General features: G+C 53.9%; 25 protein-coding genes. 12 read left to right on the forward strand and 13 right to left on the reverse strand.

Annotated features, from left to right (window positions below; all coding sequences use genetic code 11):
* Positions 1-35 precede the first annotated feature (35 nt).
* The 3 genes from arcB (at position 36) to mtgA (ending at position 3978) form a co-directional block, all read left to right on the forward strand.
* Positions 36-2369 (forward strand): aerobic respiration two-component sensor histidine kinase ArcB, encoded by a 2334-nt coding sequence (arcB, locus tag ACWYRJ_RS04590; protein ID WP_252093502.1) that lies wholly within the window; start codon positions 36-38, stop codon positions 2367-2369.
* Between the two features lie 233 nt (positions 2370-2602).
* Positions 2603-3256 carry an isoprenoid biosynthesis glyoxalase ElbB gene (elbB, locus tag ACWYRJ_RS04595; RefSeq protein ID WP_455507481.1) on the forward strand — a complete coding sequence of 218 codons (654 nt, stop codon included), beginning with the start codon at positions 2603-2605 and terminating at the stop codon, positions 3254-3256.
* Positions 3253-3978, forward strand: a complete 726-nt coding sequence (gene mtgA, locus ACWYRJ_RS04600; RefSeq protein ID WP_115876357.1) for a monofunctional biosynthetic peptidoglycan transglycosylase — start codon at positions 3253-3255, stop codon at positions 3976-3978. Before elbB ends, mtgA begins: the two co-directional genes overlap by 4 nt.
* 39 nt (positions 3979-4017) lie before the next feature.
* Here mtgA and npr read toward each other — a convergent pair whose 3' ends face one another.
* From npr to ACWYRJ_RS04655, 11 genes are all read right to left on the reverse strand, one after another.
* Positions 4018-4290, reverse strand: coding sequence for a PTS phosphocarrier protein NPr (gene npr / locus ACWYRJ_RS04605; protein WP_003861872.1), 273 nt, complete (start codon positions 4288-4290; stop codon positions 4018-4020).
* A complete protein-coding gene (rapZ, locus tag ACWYRJ_RS04610; RefSeq protein WP_008501442.1) occupies positions 4287-5141 on the reverse strand; it encodes an RNase adapter RapZ in 855 nt (284 codons plus the stop codon). The genes npr and rapZ overlap by 4 nt, the downstream gene beginning before the upstream one ends.
* Positions 5142-5186: 45 nt before the next feature.
* Positions 5187-5678 (reverse strand): PTS IIA-like nitrogen regulatory protein PtsN, encoded by a 492-nt coding sequence (ptsN, locus tag ACWYRJ_RS04615; RefSeq protein WP_008501443.1) that lies wholly within the window; start codon positions 5676-5678, stop codon positions 5187-5189.
* Between the two features lie 82 nt (positions 5679-5760).
* Complete coding sequence (gene hpf / locus ACWYRJ_RS04620) at positions 5761-6048, reverse strand: ribosome hibernation promoting factor (RefSeq protein ID WP_111964975.1); 288 nt, start codon at positions 6046-6048, stop codon at positions 5761-5763.
* A 22-nt stretch (positions 6049-6070) separates the two neighbouring features.
* Positions 6071-7504 carry an RNA polymerase factor sigma-54 gene (gene rpoN, locus ACWYRJ_RS04625; protein WP_111964974.1) on the reverse strand — a complete coding sequence of 478 codons (1434 nt, stop codon included), beginning with the start codon at positions 7502-7504 and terminating at the stop codon, positions 6071-6073.
* 47 nt (positions 7505-7551) lie between these two features.
* Complete coding sequence (gene lptB / locus ACWYRJ_RS04630; protein ID WP_023309359.1) at positions 7552-8277, reverse strand: LPS export ABC transporter ATP-binding protein; 726 nt, start codon at positions 8275-8277, stop codon at positions 7552-7554.
* 6 nt (positions 8278-8283) lie between these two features.
* Entirely contained in the window at positions 8284-8838 is a 555-nt protein-coding gene (gene lptA, locus ACWYRJ_RS04635) for a lipopolysaccharide ABC transporter substrate-binding protein LptA (RefSeq protein WP_033146750.1), read from the reverse strand.
* On the reverse strand, positions 8807-9382 hold the full coding sequence (lptC, locus tag ACWYRJ_RS04640) for an LPS export ABC transporter periplasmic protein LptC (protein ID WP_111964973.1): 576 nt from the start codon (positions 9380-9382) through the stop codon (positions 8807-8809). Before lptC ends, lptA begins: the two co-directional genes overlap by 32 nt.
* Positions 9379-9945: a 3-deoxy-manno-octulosonate-8-phosphatase KdsC gene (gene kdsC / locus ACWYRJ_RS04645; protein WP_111964972.1), complete on the reverse strand. Its 567-nt coding sequence runs from the start codon at positions 9943-9945 to the stop codon at positions 9379-9381. Before kdsC ends, lptC begins: the two co-directional genes overlap by 4 nt.
* A 14-nt stretch (positions 9946-9959) precedes the next feature.
* Complete coding sequence (gene kdsD / locus ACWYRJ_RS04650) at positions 9960-10946, reverse strand: arabinose-5-phosphate isomerase KdsD (protein ID WP_023333606.1); 987 nt, start codon at positions 10944-10946, stop codon at positions 9960-9962.
* 13 nt (positions 10947-10959) lie between these two features.
* Complete coding sequence (locus ACWYRJ_RS04655; RefSeq protein WP_455507480.1) at positions 10960-11937, reverse strand: calcium/sodium antiporter; 978 nt, start codon at positions 11935-11937, stop codon at positions 10960-10962.
* A 227-nt stretch (positions 11938-12164) separates the two neighbouring features.
* Between ACWYRJ_RS04655 and mlaF the strand changes: the two genes are divergently transcribed.
* The 7 genes from mlaF to murA all read left to right on the forward strand — a co-directional run bounded on the left by mlaF (position 12165) and on the right by murA (position 16958).
* Positions 12165-12977, forward strand: a complete 813-nt coding sequence (mlaF, locus tag ACWYRJ_RS04660) for a phospholipid ABC transporter ATP-binding protein MlaF (protein ID WP_024906354.1) — start codon at positions 12165-12167, stop codon at positions 12975-12977.
* Positions 12978-12984: 7 nt separating this feature from the next.
* Positions 12985-13767: a lipid asymmetry maintenance ABC transporter permease subunit MlaE gene (mlaE, locus tag ACWYRJ_RS04665; RefSeq protein ID WP_010436044.1), complete on the forward strand. Its 783-nt coding sequence runs from the start codon at positions 12985-12987 to the stop codon at positions 13765-13767.
* A 4-nt stretch (positions 13768-13771) separates the two neighbouring features.
* Positions 13772-14320 (forward strand): outer membrane lipid asymmetry maintenance protein MlaD, encoded by a 549-nt coding sequence (mlaD, locus tag ACWYRJ_RS04670; protein ID WP_111965012.1) that lies wholly within the window; start codon positions 13772-13774, stop codon positions 14318-14320.
* An 18-nt stretch (positions 14321-14338) separates the two neighbouring features.
* Entirely contained in the window at positions 14339-14974 is a 636-nt protein-coding gene (gene mlaC / locus ACWYRJ_RS04675) for a phospholipid-binding protein MlaC (RefSeq protein ID WP_045403542.1), read from the forward strand.
* Positions 14974-15267: a lipid asymmetry maintenance protein MlaB gene (mlaB, locus tag ACWYRJ_RS04680; protein WP_127732410.1), complete on the forward strand. Its 294-nt coding sequence runs from the start codon at positions 14974-14976 to the stop codon at positions 15265-15267. Before mlaC ends, mlaB begins: the two co-directional genes overlap by 1 nt.
* Positions 15268-15393: 126 nt before the next feature.
* Complete coding sequence (ibaG, locus tag ACWYRJ_RS04685) at positions 15394-15648, forward strand: BolA family iron metabolism protein IbaG (protein ID WP_008501458.1); 255 nt, start codon at positions 15394-15396, stop codon at positions 15646-15648.
* 50 nt (positions 15649-15698) lie between these two features.
* Positions 15699-16958, forward strand: a complete 1260-nt coding sequence (murA, locus tag ACWYRJ_RS04690; RefSeq protein ID WP_115876352.1) for a UDP-N-acetylglucosamine 1-carboxyvinyltransferase — start codon at positions 15699-15701, stop codon at positions 16956-16958.
* 61 nt (positions 16959-17019) lie between these two features.
* Here the strand turns inward: murA and sfsB are convergent, their stop codons facing one another.
* Both sfsB and ispB read right to left on the reverse strand, forming a co-directional pair.
* Positions 17020-17307 (reverse strand): DNA-binding transcriptional regulator SfsB, encoded by a 288-nt coding sequence (sfsB, locus tag ACWYRJ_RS04695; protein ID WP_111964968.1) that lies wholly within the window; start codon positions 17305-17307, stop codon positions 17020-17022.
* Between the two features lie 229 nt (positions 17308-17536).
* The gene (gene ispB / locus ACWYRJ_RS04700) at positions 17537-18508 is read right to left on the reverse strand and encodes an octaprenyl diphosphate synthase (protein WP_024906360.1); all 972 of its coding nucleotides are present in this window, start codon (positions 18506-18508) and stop codon (positions 17537-17539) included.
* 257 nt (positions 18509-18765) lie between these two features.
* Here ispB and rplU point away from each other — a divergent pair, with 257 nt between their 5' ends.
* Both rplU and ACWYRJ_RS04710 read left to right on the forward strand, forming a co-directional pair.
* Complete coding sequence (gene rplU / locus ACWYRJ_RS04705; RefSeq protein ID WP_003025032.1) at positions 18766-19077, forward strand: 50S ribosomal protein L21; 312 nt, start codon at positions 18766-18768, stop codon at positions 19075-19077.
* A gap of 19 nt (positions 19078-19096) precedes the next feature.
* Positions 19097-19194 (forward strand): 50S ribosomal protein L27 (locus tag ACWYRJ_RS04710; RefSeq protein ID WP_214152676.1); only part of this gene is annotated, 98 nt, incomplete at its 3' end.

The following is a 19194-nucleotide window of genomic DNA, read 5'->3' on the forward strand; positions in this document are numbered from 1 at the left end:
TATTATTGAGCGATAACGTCGTGAAGGGATCCTCTATGAAGCAAATTCGAATGCTCGCCCAGTATTACGTCGACCTGATGATGAAGCTTGGGCTGGTGCGTTTCTCCATGCTGCTTGCGCTGGCGCTGGTCGTTCTGGCCATTGTTGTGCAAATGGCCGTTACTATGGTTCTGCATGGTCAGGTCGAGAGTATCGACGTCATCCGCTCCATCTTCTTTGGGTTGCTCATTACCCCCTGGGCGGTCTATTTCCTTTCCGTGGTGGTTGAACAGCTGGAAGAATCCCGTCAGCGTTTGTCTAAGCTGGTCGATAAACTGGAAGAGATGCGCGAGCGCGATCTGAAGCTTAACGTCCAGCTTAAAGACAACATTGCGCAACTGAATCAGGAGATCTCCGATCGTGAGAAGGCGGAAGCCGAACGTCAGGCCACGCTGGAGCAGCTGAAAATCGAAATGAAAGAGCGCGAGGTCACGCAGATCCAGCTTGAGCAGCAATCCTCTTTCCTGCGGTCGTTCCTCGATGCGTCGCCGGACCTGGTGTTTTACCGCAATGAAGATAAAGAGTTTTCCGGCTGTAACCGGGCGATGGAGTTGCTCACCGGGAAAAGCGAGAAGCAGCTGATTCACCTGAAGCCGCAGGACGTTTACTCTGAAGAGGCGGCGGCCAAGGTCATGGAGACCGACGAAAAAGTCTTCCGTCATAACGTCTCGCTGACCTATGAGCAGTGGCTGGATTACCCGGACGGACGCAAAGCCTGTTTTGAGATCCGTAAGGTGCCCTACTATGACCGCGTGGGGAAACGCCACGGCCTGATGGGCTTTGGCCGCGATATCACCGAGCGTAAGCGCTATCAGGATGCCCTGGAGCGCGCCAGTCGCGACAAGACCACCTTTATCTCCACCATTAGCCACGAGCTGCGCACGCCGCTTAACGGCATTGTCGGGCTGAGCCGTATTCTGCTGGATACCGACCTGACCGCAGAGCAGGAAAAATACCTCAAGACTATCCATGTCTCAGCGGTCACGCTGGGTAATATCTTCAACGATATTATTGATATGGATAAGATGGAGCGCCGTAAAGTTCAGCTTGATAACCAGCCTGTGGATTTCACCAGCTTCCTTGCCGATCTCGAAAACCTGTCCGGCCTGCAGGCGCAGCAGAAGGGACTGAGTTTTGTCATGGAGCCAACCCTGCCGCTGCCGCATAAAGTGGTGACTGACGGCACGCGTCTGCGCCAGATCCTGTGGAACCTTATCAGCAACGCGGTGAAATTTACCCAGAAGGGGCAGGTGGCGGTGCGCATACGCTATGACGAAGGAGATATGCTGCACTTCGAGGTGGAGGATTCCGGGATTGGTATTCCGCAGGAGGAGCAGGACAAAATCTTTGCCATGTACTACCAGGTGAAGGACAGCAACGGCGGAAAACCGGCGACCGGAACAGGCATTGGCCTGGCGGTCTCTAAACGTCTGGCGAAGAGCATGGGCGGCGATATCACCGTTGCCAGCCAGCCGGGCAAAGGGTCAACCTTCACGCTGACGGTCCATGCGCCGGCGGTGGCGGAAGAGGTAGAAGATACCTTCGAAAATGACGATATGCCGCTGCCAGCCCTGCACGTTCTGCTGGTGGAGGATATTGAGCTGAACGTGATTGTGGCTCGCTCGGTGCTGGAAAAACTGGGCAACAGCGTGGATGTCGCGATGACCGGTAAGGCCGCACTGGAGATGTTTGAACCGGGCGAATACGACCTTGTGCTGCTTGATATCCAGCTGCCGGATATGACCGGGCTGGATATCTCGCGTGAGCTGACGCGTCAGTACGCGGCCGACGAACTGCCGCCGCTGGTGGCGCTGACGGCGAACGTGCTGAAAGATAAAAAAGAGTATCTCGATGCCGGTATGGACGATGTACTCAGCAAGCCGCTGGCGGTGCCTGCTCTGACCGCCATGATTAAGAAGTTCTGGGATACCCGTGATGAAGAGGAGAGCACCATGACGTCTGTTGATAGCGCAAAAGCCCAAACGATACTCGATACCGCGATGCTGGAGCAGTATATCGATCTGGTAGGCCCGAAACTTATTACCGATGGTCTGGCGGTCTTCGAAAAAATGATGCCGGGCTATCTGAGCGTTCTGGAATCAAACCTGACGGCCCGGGACCAGAAAGGCATCGTAGAAGAAGGACATAAAATTAAAGGTGCCGCCGGCTCGGTCGGTTTGCGCCATCTTCAGCAGCTGGGCCAACAGATTCAGTCGCCTGATTTACCTGCATGGGAAGATAACGTGGGTGATTGGGTTGAAGAGATGAAACAAGAGTGGCAAAACGATGTTGCGGTGCTTAAAGCCTGGGTCGACGCCAGAAAAAAATGACCCCGGCTTAACCGGGGTGCGCGAATACTGCGCCAACACCAGGGAAATCGTGGCTGCGCCTGTTTTTTTAAAGTTATTTTCGAAAGGGCGCTGCCTGAAAAATTTAGGCCGCACGCAGATAAGATAGCAAATCTTAAATGATTTGTTACATGAATCAGTGAAATGTGTGAAGCATAGCGTTTTAATCAAAATTATTAATGTGCTTCAGCAAGTTGCAGAAAAGGATTGTCATGATGAAAAAGATTGGTGTCGTGCTGAGCGGATGCGGTGTTTACGATGGTTCTGAGATACATGAAGCCGTAATCACGCTGCTGGCCCTGGCTAAGCAGGGAGCGGAGGTTATTTGTTTTGCGCCAGACAAAAATCAGTCGGATGTGATTAACCATCTGACCGGTGAACCAATGGCGGAAACCCGTAACGTGCTGATTGAAGCCGCACGTATTGCGCGAGGTGATATCCATCCTCTTATTCAGGCAGACGCCGCAGAGCTTGATGCGCTCATTGTGCCGGGTGGGTTTGGCGCGGCCAAAAATCTCAGTACCTTTGCTGCGCAGGGGGGGGAGTGTCAGATCGATCCTCATCTTAAAGCGCTTTCGCAGGCCATGCATGCGGCAGGAAAACCGCTGGGCTTTATCTGCATCGCGCCGGCAATGCTGCCCAGGATTTTTGATTTCCCGCTGCGACTGACTATCGGGACGGATATTGATACCGCGGAAATCGTCGAGGAAATGGGGGGAGAGCACGTTCCTTGCCCGGTGGATGACATTGTGGTTGATGAAGATAACAAAATAGTCACCACGCCTGCGTATATGCTGGCGCAGAATATTGCAGAAGCGGCTATGGGGATCGAAAAGCTGGTCGCCCGAGTGCTGGTGCTGGCTGAATGAGTCGTCAATCCGGTGCTGGCGCTTGGGTAAAACGTATCCTGTTGCGCATCGTTCTGGTGCTGGCGGTGTTTTGGGGCGGTGGACTCGCCCTGTTCAGCATTATGCCGGTCCCGTTCTCTGCCGTGATGGTTGAGCGTCAGCTCGGCGCGTGGCTCAGCGGTGATTTCGGCTATGTTGCCCATTCTGACTGGGTGAGCATGGACGAGATCTCACCGCTCATGGGGCTGGCGGTCATCGCGGCGGAGGATCAGAAATTCCCGGAGCACTGGGGATTCGACGTTGCGGCCATTGAGAAGGCGCTAGCCCATAATGAACGCCATGAAAACCGCGTGCGCGGTGCGTCAACCTTGTCGCAGCAGACGGCCAAAAATCTGTTTCTGTGGGACGGCCGCAGCTGGGTGCGAAAGGGGCTGGAAGCGGGGTTGACCCTGGGGATGGAAACGGTCTGGAGCAAAAAACGCATTCTGACCGTGTATCTCAACGTTGCCGAGTTTGGTGACGGGGTATTTGGTGTTGAAGCTGCATCTCAACGCTATTTTAATAAACCCGCCAGCAAGCTGAGCATGTCGGAGGCGGCGCTGCTCGCGGCTGTTCTGCCTAATCCCATCCGTTTTAAAGCCAGTGCCCCGTCAGGGTACGTGCGTAGCCGTCAGGCGTGGATCATGCGCCAGATGCGTCAGTTGGGAGGGGAAGGGTTTATGGAGAGCAATAAATTAATGTAGGGCGGGTAAGCGCAGCGCTACCCGCCTTAATAGCTGACCTTAATCTTCGTCAAACCCTGCATTAAACAGCGCAATCACAGCTGCCAACGCTTCCTCTTCCTGAGGTCCGGTTGCTTCGACTTCAATCTGGCGCCCTTTGGCGGAATCCAGCATCAGCAGCGCGATCACGCTGTTCGCTTCCGCTTCGGTGCCTTCGTCATTTCGCAGCAGAACCTCTGCATCGAAACCCTGCATCAGCTCAAACAGCTTCATCGCCGGGCGTGCATGCATGCCCAGCTTATTGGTGATCTCAACGGTCTGTTTTACGGTCATGTTTTACGTTTTTCCAGCGTGCGATGACGGGACTGAACGTTCTTACCGCGCGAGCGGAAATAGTCGGCCAGCTGTTCGGCGATATAAACCGAACGATGTTTACCACCGGTACAGCCAATCGCTACCGTCAGGTAGCTACGATTGTTTGTCTCCAGCATAGGTAACCATAGCTCAAGGTAGCTTCGCGTCTGGTAGATAAAATTGTGTACTTCTGTGTGCCTGTCGAGGAAGGCCGCGACGGGTTTGTCCAGGCCTGTCATGGGACGCAGCTTCGGATCCCAGTGCGGGTTCGGCAGGAAGCGCACGTCGAAAACATAATCCGCATCAATCGGGATACCGTGCTTGAAGCCAAAGGATTCGAACACCATCGTCAGTTCACGCTCGCGTTTACCCAATAACCGGGTGCGCAGCATTTCTGCCAGCTCGTGAACGGACATCTCAGAGGTGTCGACAATCAGGTCTGCACGAGAACGCAGTGGCTCCAGCAGGTCGCTCTCTTCATCGATAGCACTCTCCAGAGAGAGATTCTTACTGGAAAGCGGGTGCAAGCGACGGGTATCGCTGTAGCGACGGATTAGCGTATTGCGGTCTGCATCAAGGAACAGCAGCTGAGGCGAGAACGTGTCAGGCAGGTTGCTCATGGCCTGTTCGAAGATCTCTGGCGATTCAGGCATGTTACGGACGTCGATACTGACGGCTGCAGAGGTTTGTCTCTCCGCAAGCGTGCGGGCCAGATCGGGCAACAACACGACCGGCAGGTTATCAACGCAGTAAAAACCCATGTCTTCCAGCGCGCGCAGAGCAACGGATTTCCCCGACCCTGAACGGCCACTGACAATCATCAGCACCATGTTCCGTTTCTCCTCAGGACAACAGATGTGAAGGCCATCTCCTGGTTATGCATCATCCTGATTGCCTTCTGCTTCAGTGATAATTTGGTAGAGCTCTTCATCACTTTGGGCCGAGCGCAGTCGACGGCAAATAGTTTTATCGGCCAGACGTTTTGCGACCAGCGACAGCGTATGCAGGTGGGTTTTCGTCTGATCGGCAGGCACCAGCAGCGCGAAAAGGAGATCGACGGGCTGGTTATCAATGGCATCGAAGGCGATGGGTGTTTCAAGCTGCACAAACACACCAACGGCACGCAGGGTATCCTCTTCCAGTTTGCCGTGCGGGATCGCGATGCCGTTGCCGATACCGGTACTGCCCATTTTTTCACGGGTCAGAATCGCTTCGAACACCACCTGCGGCGGCAGGCCCAGCTGTTTAGCAGCCAGTTCACTGATGATCTCCAGCGCACGTTTTTTGCTCTGGCAGTGAACCGCACTGCGGGTACATTCCTGGTTAAGGACATTGCTCAGTTGAAGAGCGGAATCGTTGTTCATCATAATTTCACCTAAGCGCTAACTGTACAAATGGCCTGTTGTGTTTCACAACAGGCCGTCCTGCACCCGTTAACTGCCCGGACAATTAGTGTTGTTTCAGTTTATCTTTATGTTTATTGAGCTGTCGCGCAAGCTTATCAATCAAGCCGTCGATAGCAGCGTACATGTCTTGCCCTTCCGCACTGGCATGCAGTTCACCCCCGTTAACATGCAGGGTGGCATCCGAGATATGAGTCACTTTCTCCACTTTCAACACAATATAGACCTGATTGATCCTTTCGAAATACTGCTCGAGTTTTGCAAACTTCGCGTTCACGAATTCGCGTAAAGCCTCAGTAATTTCGACGTTTTGTCCAGTGATGTTGAGCTGCATAGTGTCTTCCTTATCGGTTGTGTCAGACCAGCTGTTTACGCTGGTTGGACGGCGGAATGGATAAAGACTCTCGATACTTCGCAACAGTACGACGTGCCACCATAATACCCTGATCGGACAGCATGGTGGTTAACTTACTGTCGCTTAGCGGCTTCGCGGGGTTCTCCGCGGCGATCAACTTCTTCACCAGGGCACGAATGGCCGTTGACGACGCTTCACCGCCGCCCTCGGTATTCACATGGCTGGAGAAGAAATACTTAAGCTCAAAAATACCGCGTGGACTGTGCAGATACTTCTGCGTGGTGACACGGGAAATGGTTGATTCATGCATCTCGACGGCCTGGGCGATATCCGCCAGCACCATCGGTTTCATATACTCTTCGCCCTGCTCAAAGAAAGCCTGCTGCTGTTCGACAATACAGCGGCTGACGCGTAGCAGCGTATCATTTCGGCTCTCAAGACTTTTGATCAGCCATCGCGCTTCCTGAAGATTGCTACGAATATATTGATTGTCGGAGTCGTTACGCACGCTGGTGCACATGGAGGCATACTGCTGGTTGATTTGCAGGCGAGGGATGCTGTCTGAATTCAGCTCAACGACCCAGCGGCCATTGTGTTTTCTGACCAGCACGTCCGGAATAACGTACTCAGGCTCGCTGGTCTGGATTGATTGTCCCGGGCGTGGATCGAGTGACTGGATCAGATTCACCGCTTCTTTCAGCACATCTTCTTTCAGGCGCGTGACGCGCATCAGGGTGCGGAAATCGTGGTTCGCCAGCAGATCCAGGTGATCGCTGATGATCACGCGCGCCTCGTCGAGCCATGGCGTCTCTTTGCTGAACTGAGAAAGCTGGATCAGCAGGCAGTCGCGCAGATCTTTTGCGGCTACGCCTACCGGATCGAAACGCTGGATGCGCTTCAGAACGGCTTCAACTTCCTCAAGCTCTATCTCTTCGTCGCCCATGCTTTCCAGAATATCGTCAAGCGTGACGGTCAAATAGCCGGTGTCGTCAACGGCATCGACAATTGAGGTGGCAATCGCGCGGTCGGTATCGGAGAAGGGAGTGAGTTCCACCTGCCACATCAGGTAATCCTGCAGCGACTGGGTGGTTTCTCCCTGATAGACCGGTAGCTCATCATCCTGGTAGTCAGCACGCGTACCGGAAGGCGTTCCGGCGGTGTAGATTTCATCCCAGCTGGCATCCAGCGGAAGCTCGTCGGGCATCTCTTTTTGTTCGAGTGCGTCGGCGGTATCGAGCGCTTCTGTATCCTGCGATTGCTGGGTATCTACCTCGTCATGAAGATCGGTTTGTTCCAGCAGGGGGTTGCTGTCCAGCGCCTGCTGGAGCTCCTGCTGAAGTTCTAACGTGGACAGTTGCAACAGGCGAATTGCCTGCTGTAGCTGCGGCGTCATCGCCAGTTGTTGGCTGAGCCTTAATTGCAAACCTTGCTTCATGTTCAGAGCATTTTTCTCCGGTTCGGCGTTACGTTACCTCTACCCTATCAGAGTCTGAAGTCTTCCCCAAGATAGACGCGCTTAACATGATCGTCTTCGAGGATCTGCTGCGGCGTACCGTGGGCGATCAGATTGCCCTGGCTCACAATATACGCGCGTTCACATACGGCCAGCGTTTCACGGACGTTGTGGTCGGTGATCAGTACGCCAAGCCCGCTGTCGCGCAGGTGTTCAATGATACGTTTAATGTCGATAACCGAGATCGGGTCAACACCCGCAAACGGTTCATCCAGAAGGATAAATTTAGGGTTTGCGGCCAGCGCACGCGCGATCTCAACGCGACGGCGTTCGCCCCCGGAGAGTGCCTGACCGAGGCTGTCGCGCAGATGCTCAATGTGGAACTCTTCCATCAGCTCGTTGGCACGATCCTGACGCTGTTCGCTGGTCAGATCGTTACGAATTTGCAGGACCGCCATCAGGTTGTCGTAAACGCTAAGTCGACGGAAAATGGAGGCTTCCTGCGGCAGATAGCCGATCCCGCGACGCGCGCGCGCGTGAAGCGGCAGAAGACTGATGTCTTCATCGTCAATGATTATGTTGCCGGCATCGCGCGGCACAATGCCAACGACCATGTAGAAGGTTGTCGTTTTACCCGCACCGTTAGGGCCAAGCAGCCCCACGATTTCGCCAGAGTTGACGGTCAAACTGACATCTTCTACGACACGGCGGCCCTTATAGGCCTTCGCGAGGTTTTTTGCAGTTAATGTTGCCATAACGGATTAGTTACTCTTCTTCTGTGCCGGGGCCTGGCCCTTGCCTTTGTCCTGCAGCTGCGACGGAACCAGTACGGTCGTGACGCGTTTACCTTTCTCGCTGGAGGCCTGCATTTTTTGCTCTTTCACCAGATAGGTGATTTGGTCGCCGGTAATGTTGCTGTCCAGCTGTTCCAGATACGCGTTTCCGGTCAGGATAACCAGGTCCTTCGCCAGCTCGTAGTGCATATGTGAGGCGCGGCCTTTCACCGGCTTGCCGTTGTCCTGCATCTGGTAGAAGGTTGCCGGGTTGCCGTAACCATCAATGATCTCTTTGCCCTGCTCGCCACCCGGACGGGTAACGACCACTTTGTCAGCGTTAATTTTGATGGTGCCCTGGGTCATGACGACGTTACCCGTGAAGGTGACGACGTTACCCTGCATATCGAGAGACTGGGTGTCGGACTCGATATGAATCGGCTGGTCGGTATCGCCCGTTACAGCAAGCGCGGGGAGACTGGTCGCCAGCATCGCGCTGGCGATAATTACTTTAAGGCTGAGTTTGTTTGTTTTGAATTTCATAGGAGGTTCTAACCTTTTCAATCAGCTCGGCGTTCTTGCTGCGTAAGTTCCCGCGCATTCTCAAACCGCTGGAATTAAATGTTGTGCCATACAGTGTGACCAGATCCTGCGACGTCACGTCCTGAGTAACCAGGTTGATCTGGGCATTATCCGTCGTAATTTTTCGCAGTTGCGAGTCAGCGGTCAGGGCGTTGACTTCAACGTGGCCGTACAGATAAAGCATACGGTCATTTGTCAGTTTGGCCCGATCTGACTTAATTGACCACGTCGGCACTTTGTCTTTATCGAATGTGGTCATCACAGGTTGGGTAAACCACGAAATACCGTCATCTGAAAAATATTCAACATGCTGGGCAATCAGGCGATAGTTCAGCGCGCCTTCCGGGCTGTAGACCACTGTTTCGCTGTGATCGCTTTTATAGGTTGGATCGGTATTGTTAACCACTTCCGTTTGCGTATCGTCGCGATCGGCAAGGTTCACGCCAATCAATACCAGTGCGACTAGCGAAAGCAAAATGATAATCCAGCGTCTGGTTTTACTCATATCGATTGCCCTTTGGCCTCATCAAGCTTGCCCTGCGCCAGCAAAAGCAGATCGCAGACTTCACGGACGGCACCACGGCCCCCGTTGATGTGGGTAACGTAGTCAGCGCGCGGGATCAGCAGCGGATGCGCATCGGCAACGGCGATGCTCAGCCCGATTTCAGCCATCACGGGCCAGTCAATCAGATCGTCCCCAACGTAGGCCACGTTTTCCGGTGCGATAGCCAGTTTACCCAGTAAATCCTTAAACGCCGCCATCTTATCGGACTGCCCCTGATACAGATGGGTAATTCCTAAGGTTTCACAGCGGTCTTCTACCAGTTTAGCTTTTCGCCCGGTGATGATAGCCACCTCAATACCCGAGGTGAGCGCACAGCGGATTCCATAGCCGTCGCGGACGTTAAATGCTTTCAGCTCTTCACCATTATTGCCCATGTAAATCAGGCCATCGGAGAGTACGCCATCCACATCCAGGATGAGCAGACGAATGTTTTTCGCCTTTGCCATCATCTGGGTACTGACCGGGCCATAACAGGTTGCAAGGGATGCACCCGCATTACTCATTGTCTTATCCTTCATTACACTACGCCTGCGCGCAGCAGATCATGCATATGTACCACACCCAGCAACTGGTCGCCATCGGCAACCATAACGGAGGTGATATGGCGGGACTGCATCAGGTTCAGCACATCCACGGCCAGCGTACCCGGACGCACGCGGATACCGCCCGGCGTCATCACGTCGGCAATGCCCAGGGTACGGACATCAACACCCATGTCGAAGACGCGGCGCAGGTCGCCATCGGTGAAGATCCCCTGAATTTTCATCAGATCGTCGCACACGACCGTCATACCCAGATTCTTACGGGTGATTTCCAGCAGCGCATCACGTAGGGAGGCCTCTTTGCTGACGTGAGGGATCTCATCCCCGGTGTGCATAATATCGTTTACCCGAAGCAGCAGCTTGCGCCCCAGCGCGCCGCCCGGATGGGAAAGCGCGAAATCTTCCGGCGTAAAACCGCGGGCTTCAAGCAGTGCGACGGCAAGCGCATCACCCATGACCAGCGCTGCGGTGGTGCTGGACGTTGGCGCCAGGCCGAGCGGACAGGCCTCCTTGGGAACCTTCACGCACAGGTGAATATCGGCCGCACGCGCCATGCTACTTTCCGGACGGCTGGTCATGCAAATAAGCGGCACCTGCAATCGTTTCAGTACCGGGATCAGCGCCAGAATTTCATTGGACTCACCGGAGTTAGACAGTGCGATGACGATATCCTGCGGCGTGACCATACCCAGGTCGCCGTGCGCGGCTTCCCCCGGGTGTACAAAGAAGGAAGAGGTTCCGGTGCTGGCAAATGTTGCCGCCATTTTACGTCCAATGTGGCCGGACTTACCCATCCCCATCACCACGACTTTGCCAGCACAGTAGAACATCTTCTCACATGCCAGACTAAAATCCTGATTAATGTACTGATCTAACTGCGCCAGACCTTCACGTTCAATCTCCAGAACCTCTTTGCCTGCTTTCTGAAAGTCAAAACCCGGCTGCAATTCTATTTGCGACATAATGCGTTTCCGATTACCCAGAGAGAAGAGGCGAGAGCCAGTACAGCATCGCCATCCATACGATAAATCCACCCGTCAGCAGCGCGCCTGCGCCTTTGCCGATCTGTCGTTGCCGCCGCCAGCAGAGCAGGGCAAATATCACGCTGACCAATAACATCACGCCGTAGTCACGCGAGAACGCCAGGGGATTAAAGGGCCCTGGCGTAATGAGGGCCGGAAGGCCCATCACAATGGCGATATTAAATATGTTGGAACCGATGATATTACCAATGGCAATGTCATCTTCACCTTTACGTGCCCCCGCAATGGCCGTGGCCAGTTCCGGCAGGCTGGTACCGATGGCAATCACCGTCAGACCAATGGTAAGTTCACTGATGGCGAAATAGTTCGCCAGCACCGTCGCGTTATCCACGACCATACGCGTTGCCATCGGCATGATGATCAGCGCAACGCCAAGCCAGAGCAGGGCAACAGGCAGCGTGCCTTCTCGCGGAAGTTCGGCGACCTGCTCACGCGTGAGGCTATCCTGACCCTGTTTTTCCGCCTGACGGGCGATTTTAACACTATACAGCAACCAAATGACGGCCAGCGCCAGCAGGAAAATACCGTCGCTGTAGCTCAGTACGCCATCGTAAAATACGCAGCCTGCCAACAGGCTTACCATTAACATTAGCGGCAATTCACGGCGCAGAACATCAGAATGCACGCGAAATGGATGGAGCAGTGCGGCCAGGCCTAAAATCAAGAGTATATTGACGATGTTAGAGCCAATCGCGGTGCCTACTGCAAGGTCTAACTGACCATGCAGCGATGCCGAGACAGAGACGATGATTTCAGGAAGTGACGTTCCGACACTGACCACGGTCATCCCGATGACGACAGGCGGTACGCCCGTCAGGCGACACAGGATAGATGCAGCAAATACTAAACGGTCAGCACTGTAGACGACCAAAAGTAAACCAATTATTAACAGTGCTGTTGCTAAAAGCATCAAAAGTCCTTTCTTCAGGTATACTCGTCGGTCCATCGCGCGTGAACGGCTGGACTGCATACAGTCTGAGGCGTAACGAATTCCTAATTTTGACTTTATGCGCCGGAAAAGTAAAACAAATGCCAGCTTTCGCTAACCTCTACGGTTATTATTCTGTAAAAATGCTGAGTTTAGGGCTGATTCAGGCTACATGCCTTAACGTGAGCAGGATAAGAAAGGAACTATAAATGAGCCAAACCATGGCGAATTTAGTCGATGTCCGCGGGGTGAGTTTTTCTCGCGCCAACAGATTGATATTTGATGATATTTCGTTGACCGTTCCGCGTGGCAAGATCACTGCCATTATGGGGCCGTCCGGGATCGGTAAAACGACCCTGCTTCGCCTTATTGGTGGGCAGATCCCACCGGATAGCGGTGAAATCCTCTTTGATGGCGAAAACATCCCGGAGATGTCGCGCTCGCGCCTGTATACTGTCCGCAAACGCATGAGCATGCTCTTTCAGTCGGGCGCCTTGTTCACCGACATGAACGTCTTTGATAACGTGGCTTATCCGCTGCGCGAGCATACCAGTCTGCCACCTGAACTGCTGAAAAGCACGGTGATGATGAAGCTCGAAGCCGTTGGCTTGCGGGGTGCTGCGAAGCTGATGCCTTCGGAGCTGTCCGGCGGCATGGCGCGCCGCGCCGCGCTGGCGAGAGCCATTGCATTAGAGCCTGATTTAATCATGTTCGACGAACCGTTTGTTGGACAGGATCCCATTACGATGGGCGTGCTGGTGAAGCTCATCTCTGAACTGAACAGCGCGCTTGGTGTCACCTGCATTGTGGTGTCTCACGATGTACCGGAAGTATTGAGCATCGCCGATTACGCCTATATCGTGGCGGACAAAAAGATCGTCGCACACGGTAGCGCTCAGGCGCTGCAGGAAAATTGCGATCCGCGTGTTAGACAGTTCCTCGACGGTATTGCCGATGGCCCTGTGCCGTTCCGCTACCCGGCAGGCGACTATCGTGACGATTTACTGGGAATAGGGAGTTAAGCCACTCATGCTGTTAAATGCGTTGGCCGCTCTCGGACACCGTGGCATAAAAACCATCAGGACGTTCGGGCGTGCCGGATTGATGTTATTCAACGCCCTGGTTGGCAAGCCGGAATTCCGTAAGCACGCGCCGCTATTGGTGCGCCAGCTTTATAATGTCGGCGTGCTGTCGATGCTCATCATCATTGTCTCCGGTCTGTTTATCGGTATGGTGCTTGGGCTGCAGGGCTATCTTGTTCTGACAACCTACAGTGCGGAAACTAGCCTCGGGATGCTGGTGGCGCTCTCGCTGCTGCGCGAACTGGGGCCCGTCGTGGCGGCGCTGTTGTTCGCCGGGCGCGCGGGGTCGGCATTAACAGCTGAAATTGGCCTGATGCGTGCGACCGAGCAGCTTTCCAGCATGGAGATGATGGCGGTCGATCCGCTGCGTCGCGTGATCTCGCCGCGTTTCTGGGCTGGGGTGATCTCTTTACCGTTACTGACTATTCTGTTTGTCGCCGTGGGTATCTGGGGCGGCTCGCTGGTTGGCGTGCACTGGAAAGGCATCGATGCCGGTTTCTTCTGGTCCGCGATGCAGGACGCCATTGACCTGCGAATGGATCTGGTTAACTGCCTGATTAAAAGCGTGGTATTTGCCATTACGGTCACCTGGATTGCATTGTTCAATGGTTACGATGCCATCCCGACGTCGGCGGGCATTAGCCGCGCAACTACACGTACAGTCGTTCATTCGTCGCTGGCCGTACTGGGTCTGGATTTTGTGCTCACCGCACTGATGTTTGGGAATTGAGTTCATGCAAACGAGAAAAAATGAAATTTGGGTCGGTGTATTCCTGCTGCTGGCGCTGCTGGCCGCACTGTTTATCTGCCTGAGAGCGGCGGATATCACGTCTGTGCGCACCGAGCCGACGTATCGCATCTATGCCACCTTCGATAACATCGGCGGACTGAAGGCGCGTTCACCGGTCCGTATCGGCGGCGTGGTGATCGGGCGCGTATCCGACATTACGCTTGATGAGAAAACCTATCTGCCGCGCGTCGCGATGGATATCGAAGAGCGTTACAACCACATTCCGGACACCAGCTCCCTGTCTATCCGGACTTCCGGTCTGCTGGGCGAACAATATCTGGCGCTTAACGTTGGCTTTGAAGATCCCGAGCTGGGAACGACTATCCTTAAAGACGGTAGCGTCATTCAGGATACGAAATCCGCGATGGTGCTGGAGGATATGATTGGTCAGTTCCTTTACAACAGTAAAGGAGATGAGAAAAAATCTGACGCTGCCCCTGCGCAGAGCGAAGACCATACCAATGCCGCGCCGACCCCAGGTGCTGCGAATTAATATCAGGAGAAGTCATTCATGTTTAAACGACTGTTAATGGTTGCCATGCTGGTCATCGCCCCTCTTACCGCCGCCCACGCTGCGGATCAGAGTAACCCGTACAAACTGATGGACGAAGCGGCGAAGAAGACATTCGACCGTCTTAAAAACGAACAGCCTAAGATTCGTTCTAATCCTGATTACCTGCGTGACGTGGTTGACCAGGAGCTGCTGCCGTACGTGCAGATCAAATATGCGGGTGCGCTGGTGCTGGGCCGCTATTACAAAGACGCGACTCCTGCGCAGCGTGAGGCCTACTTTGCCGCGTTCCGTGAATACCTAAAACAGGCTTATGGCCAGGCGCTGGCGATGTACCACGGTCAGACCTATCAGATTGCGCCCGAGCAGCCGCTGGGCGATGCGACCATCGTCCCTATCCGTGTGACGATCAACGATCCTAACGGCCGTCCGCCGGTTCGTCTGGATTTCCAGTGGCGAAAAAACAGCCAGACAGGTCACTGGCAGGCGTATGACATGATCGCCGAAGGCGTAAGCATGATCACCACCAAACAGAACGAATGGAGCGATCTGCTGCGCACCAAAGGCATTGATGGCCTGACCGCTCAGCTGCAGTCCATTGCTCGTCAGAAAATCACGCTGGACGAGAAGAAGTAATGTCACAGCAACTCAGCTGGTCGCGTGAAGGCGAGACGTTAAAGCTGTCCGGTGAACTGGATCAGGATCTGCTGAACCCACTGTGGGACAAACGCCATGAAGTGATGCAGGGCGTGACGCTTATCGACTTAACCGAGGTCACGCGGGTGGATACGGCCGGGGTTGCGCTGCTTGCCCATCTGATTGCTGTAGGGAAAAAGCAGGGGGCTAGCGTCACGCTTCGCGGCGCGAGCGAGAATGTCGTGACCCTTGCTCAGCTCTACAATCTTCCTCAGGACGTATTGCCTCGTTAATATTTTCAGTGCGTTACTTCCGAAAGCCCTGACAGTTTCATCGTCAGGGCTTTTTGCTTGTTTAAGACAACGCCACTTTGCTCTAAGATGTTGGGCTTGTTTTCACTATCAGATGATTAAGAACCCATGGAAAATCATGAAATCCAGACAGTGCTGATGAATGCACTCTCCCTTCAGGAAGCCCACGTCACTGGCGATGGCAGTCACTTCCAGGTTATTGCTGTGGGTGAGATGTTCGACGGTATGAGCCGCGTGAAGAAACAGCAGGCTGTGTACGCGCCGCTGATGGAATATATTGCGGATAACCGCATCCACGCCCTGTCGATTAAAGCGTTCACCCCGCAAGAGTGGGCACGCGATCGCAAACTAAACGGTTTTTGAGCTGAGGGCGACAGGCCCGCAGCACGGTTGAATTTATAAGAGAGCACACAATGGATAAATTTCGTGTACAGGGGCCAACGCGTCTCCAGGGCGAAGTCACAATTTCTGGCGCGAAAAACGCTGCGCTGCCAATCCTCTTTGCTGCGCTGCTGGCTGAAGAGCCGGTAGAAATTCAGAACGTACCGAAGCTGAAAGATATCGACACCACCATGAAGCTGCTCACCCAGCTGGGCACGAAAGTTGAGCGTAACGGTTCCGTCTGGATCGACGCCAGCAAGGTGAACAACTTCTCAGCACCTTACGATCTGGTGAAAACTATGCGTGCATCCATCTGGGCGCTTGGCCCGCTGGTGGCGCGTTTTGGTCAGGGTCAGGTTTCTCTGCCGGGCGGTTGCGCCATCGGTGCGCGTCCGGTTGACCTGCACATCTTTGGTCTGGAAAAACTAGGCGCAGAGATCAAGCTGGAAGAAGGTTACGTTAAAGCGTCCGTTAATGGTCGTCTGAAAGGCGCGCACATTGTCATGGACAAAGTGAGCGTGGGCGCAACGGTCACCATTATGTCTGCGGCGACGCTGGCAGAAGGCACCACCATCATCGAAAACGCCGCGCGTGAACCGGAGATTGTGGATACCGCCAACTTCCTCGTGGCGCTGGGTGCGAAGATCTCCGGCCAGGGTACCGACCGTATCACCATCGAAGGCGTTGAGCGTCTGGGCGGTGGTGTCTATCGCGTTCTGCCGGACCGTATCGAAACCGGTACATTCCTGGTCGCAGCGGCGATTTCTGGCGGTAAGATTGTTTGTCGCAACGCGCAGCCAGATACCCTGGATGCGGTGCTGGCGAAATTGCGCGATGCGGGTGCGGATATTGAAGTCGGTGAAGACTGGATCAGCCTCGATATGCATGGCCAGCGTCCAAAAGCAGTCAATGTGCGTACGGCGCCACACCCGGCGTTCCCAACTGACATGCAGGCGCAGTTCACCCTGCTGAACCTGGTCGCCGAGGGTACTGGCTTCATCACAGAAACCATTTTCGAGAACCGCTTTATGCACGTACCGGAGCTGATCCGTATGGGTGCACGTGCTGAGATCGAAAGTAATACCGTGATTTGCCATGGCGTTGAGACGCTGTCCGGCGCTCAGGTGATGGCAACCGATCTGCGTGCGTCTGCAAGCCTGGTGCTGGCGGGTTGTATCGCGGAAGGTACAACGATTGTGGATCGTATCTATCACATCGATCGTGGCTATGAGCGTATCGAAGATAAACTGCGCGCGCTGGGTGCCAACATCGAGCGTGTGAAGGGCGAGTAATCGTTCCGGCAGCCCCCTGCCAGAAATGACCGGGGGGTTGCTGTTCCTGTCAAAAAATGCGTTATTCCTGCGGTTCTCTTTTTACTCTTCTCTGGCGAATCATGCGCGATCTGTCGATAAATTCATGGGTAATGGGATCGTGGTAGCGTGAAGGCCAAATCACCCACGGATGCGTATCCAGCGCCGTTGCGATAATTAATTCTCCTTTGGGCCAGGGGCGGGTGAGGGCGTTTGCCAGAGTTGAAGAACTCAGTCCATGGCGGCGGGACTCTGCTGCCAGTGAAGTGCCTTTTTTGCGCAGTGCGGCAATAATATCAGCCGTGTGCCAGTCGATAAATTTCGTATCCATAACGCTGTCCTTAAGTTCGGATTCACCTACGCCGTTTCTTCTGAAACGACGGGGTTTACTATACCCATTTCAACTTCTTGTTCTAAAAAGTTCGCGTTACTTGATGGGATATTCAGAATAAGACACGGCTTTATTCATGCGGTCTCTAAACCGATGAATTTACATGAACACGGAATTTACAGGCGTGTACAGGAACTCCCCGCTATCGCTGCGGGGAGATACAAGGGGATTAACGGTCGCGCTGGACGGCGATGTGGGCAAGACCAATCAGTGCCTCGCGCCACGGACTGTCTGGAATAACCTGAAGCGCTTCGATGGCTTTGTCGGCTTCTTCTTCCGCACGCTGACGCGTCCATTCCAGCGATCCGCAGATAGCCATGGTTTCCAGTACAGGTTCCAGAAGATGGCGACCATTTCCCTGCTCAATCGCTTCGCGGATCATTTTCGCCTGGTCGGCTGTTCCGTTCCGCATAGCATGAAGCAGCGGCAGGGTCGGTTTGCCTTCGTTCAGGTCATCGCCCACGTTTTTGCCGAGCGTCTCGCCGTCCGCACTGTAGTCCAGTAAATCATCGATCAGCTGGAATGCCGTACCCAGATAGCGGCCATAGTCCTGCAGGCCCTTTTCCTGTGCTTCGGTACAGTCAGCCAGAATGCCGGAACACTGGGCCGCCGCTTCAAACAGGCGCGCGGTTTTGCTGTAGATGACGCGCATGTAGTTTTCTTCGGTGATGTCAGGATCGTTCACGTTCATCAGCTGCAGCACTTCGCCTTCAGCAATGACGTTTACGGCTTCGGACATTACTTCCAGCACTTTAAGGGAGCCCAGACTGGTCATCATCTGGAAGGCGCGGGTATAAATAAAATCTCCCACCAGGACGCTGGCTGCGTTCCCGAAAGCGGCGTTTGCCGTGGCTTTGCCACGACGCATATCCGATTCATCCACCACATCGTCATGCAGAAGCGTCGCCGTGTGGATAAATTCGATGAGCGCTGCGATAGTGATGTGGGCATTTCCCTGATAGCCAACGGCTCTGGCAGCCAGAATGGCAATCATCGGACGAATGCGTTTACCGCCGCCGCTGACGATGTAATAACCCAACTGATTGATCAGTTGAACGTCAGAGTTGAGTTGCTCCAGGATTGCTGCATTCACACCCGCCATATCTTGCGCGGTTAACTCGTTGATTTTTTCTAAATTCATCGCAAAAGCCGGGCTTTTTATCCTGTTGATCCCATCTTCAATGGGGTAACGAAGGGTTTCGGTTTATCAATAGTAGTGCTGATTGTACTGAAAAAACGGCTCAGATAAACGTTACCGTACGTGTTGTGTTTTTTTTCTTCATGTATTGACGGTAGCACTTGTCAAAGGCTCGCGTTTTGCGTAATATTCGCGCCCTATTGTGAATATTTATAGCGCACTCTGATTCATACGAGGACGTGCGCGGAAGCGGAGTTTATATGTACGCGGTTTTCCAAAGTGGTGGTAAACAACACCGAGTAAGCGAAGGTCAGACCGTTCGCCTGGAAAAGCTGGACATCGCAACTGGCGAATCTGTTGAGTTCGCTGAAGTTCTGATGATCGCAAACGGTGAAGAAGTCAAAATCGGCGTTCCTTTCGTTGATGGCGGCGTTATCAAAGCTGAAGTTGTTGCACACGGTCGTGGCGAGAAAGTTAAAATCGTTAAGTTTCGTCGTCGTAAGCACTACCGTAAGCAGCAGGGCCACCGTCAGTGGTTCACTGATGTGAAAATTACTGGCATCAGCGCCTAAGACCTGAGGAGAGATTTAAATGGCACATAAAAAGGCTGGCGGCTCCACACGTAACGGTCGCGATTCAGAAGCTAAACGCCTGGGCGTTAAGCGTTTCGGTGGCGAATCCGTTCTGGC

It is taken from the genome of Enterobacter sp. (assembly GCF_977039595.1).

What these genes read in the sequence shown, in the direction of transcription:
- lptA (WP_033146750.1), bottom strand. Translation starts at nt 8,838, where the DNA reads ATGAAATTCAAAACAAACAAACTCAGCCTTAAAGTAATTATCGCCAGC.
- elbB (WP_455507481.1), top strand. Translation starts at nt 2,603, where the DNA reads ATGAAAAAGATTGGTGTCGTGCTGAGCGGATGCGGTGTTTACGATGGT.
- lptC (WP_111964973.1), bottom strand. Translation starts at nt 9,382, where the DNA reads ATGAGTAAAACCAGACGCTGGATTATCATTTTGCTTTCGCTAGTCGCA.
- sfsB (WP_111964968.1), bottom strand. Translation starts at nt 17,307, where the DNA reads ATGGATACGAAATTTATCGACTGGCACACGGCTGATATTATTGCCGCA.
- hpf (WP_111964975.1), bottom strand. Translation starts at nt 6,048, where the DNA reads ATGCAGCTCAACATCACTGGACAAAACGTCGAAATTACTGAGGCTTTA.
- mlaC (WP_045403542.1), top strand. Translation starts at nt 14,339, where the DNA reads ATGTTTAAACGACTGTTAATGGTTGCCATGCTGGTCATCGCCCCTCTT.
- mlaD (WP_111965012.1), top strand. Translation starts at nt 13,772, where the DNA reads ATGCAAACGAGAAAAAATGAAATTTGGGTCGGTGTATTCCTGCTGCTG.
- kdsD (WP_023333606.1), bottom strand. Translation starts at nt 10,946, where the DNA reads ATGTCGCAAATAGAATTGCAGCCGGGTTTTGACTTTCAGAAAGCAGGC.
- mtgA (WP_115876357.1), top strand. Translation starts at nt 3,253, where the DNA reads ATGAGTCGTCAATCCGGTGCTGGCGCTTGGGTAAAACGTATCCTGTTG.
- ispB (WP_024906360.1), bottom strand. Translation starts at nt 18,508, where the DNA reads ATGAATTTAGAAAAAATCAACGAGTTAACCGCGCAAGATATGGCGGGT.
- mlaB (WP_127732410.1), top strand. Translation starts at nt 14,974, where the DNA reads ATGTCACAGCAACTCAGCTGGTCGCGTGAAGGCGAGACGTTAAAGCTG.
- mlaF (WP_024906354.1), top strand. Translation starts at nt 12,165, where the DNA reads ATGAGCCAAACCATGGCGAATTTAGTCGATGTCCGCGGGGTGAGTTTT.
- ACWYRJ_RS04655 (WP_455507480.1), bottom strand. Translation starts at nt 11,937, where the DNA reads ATGCTTTTAGCAACAGCACTGTTAATAATTGGTTTACTTTTGGTCGTC.
- arcB (WP_252093502.1), top strand. Translation starts at nt 36, where the DNA reads ATGAAGCAAATTCGAATGCTCGCCCAGTATTACGTCGACCTGATGATG.
- rpoN (WP_111964974.1), bottom strand. Translation starts at nt 7,504, where the DNA reads ATGAAGCAAGGTTTGCAATTAAGGCTCAGCCAACAACTGGCGATGACG.
- kdsC (WP_111964972.1), bottom strand. Translation starts at nt 9,945, where the DNA reads ATGAGTAATGCGGGTGCATCCCTTGCAACCTGTTATGGCCCGGTCAGT.
- murA (WP_115876352.1), top strand. Translation starts at nt 15,699, where the DNA reads ATGGATAAATTTCGTGTACAGGGGCCAACGCGTCTCCAGGGCGAAGTC.
- mlaE (WP_010436044.1), top strand. Translation starts at nt 12,985, where the DNA reads ATGCTGTTAAATGCGTTGGCCGCTCTCGGACACCGTGGCATAAAAACC.
- ptsN (WP_008501443.1), bottom strand. Translation starts at nt 5,678, where the DNA reads ATGATGAACAACGATTCCGCTCTTCAACTGAGCAATGTCCTTAACCAG.
- lptB (WP_023309359.1), bottom strand. Translation starts at nt 8,277, where the DNA reads ATGGCAACATTAACTGCAAAAAACCTCGCGAAGGCCTATAAGGGCCGC.
- rapZ (WP_008501442.1), bottom strand. Translation starts at nt 5,141, where the DNA reads ATGGTGCTGATGATTGTCAGTGGCCGTTCAGGGTCGGGGAAATCCGTT.
- ibaG (WP_008501458.1), top strand. Translation starts at nt 15,394, where the DNA reads ATGGAAAATCATGAAATCCAGACAGTGCTGATGAATGCACTCTCCCTT.
- rplU (WP_003025032.1), top strand. Translation starts at nt 18,766, where the DNA reads ATGTACGCGGTTTTCCAAAGTGGTGGTAAACAACACCGAGTAAGCGAA.
- npr (WP_003861872.1), bottom strand. Translation starts at nt 4,290, where the DNA reads ATGACCGTAAAACAGACCGTTGAGATCACCAATAAGCTGGGCATGCAT.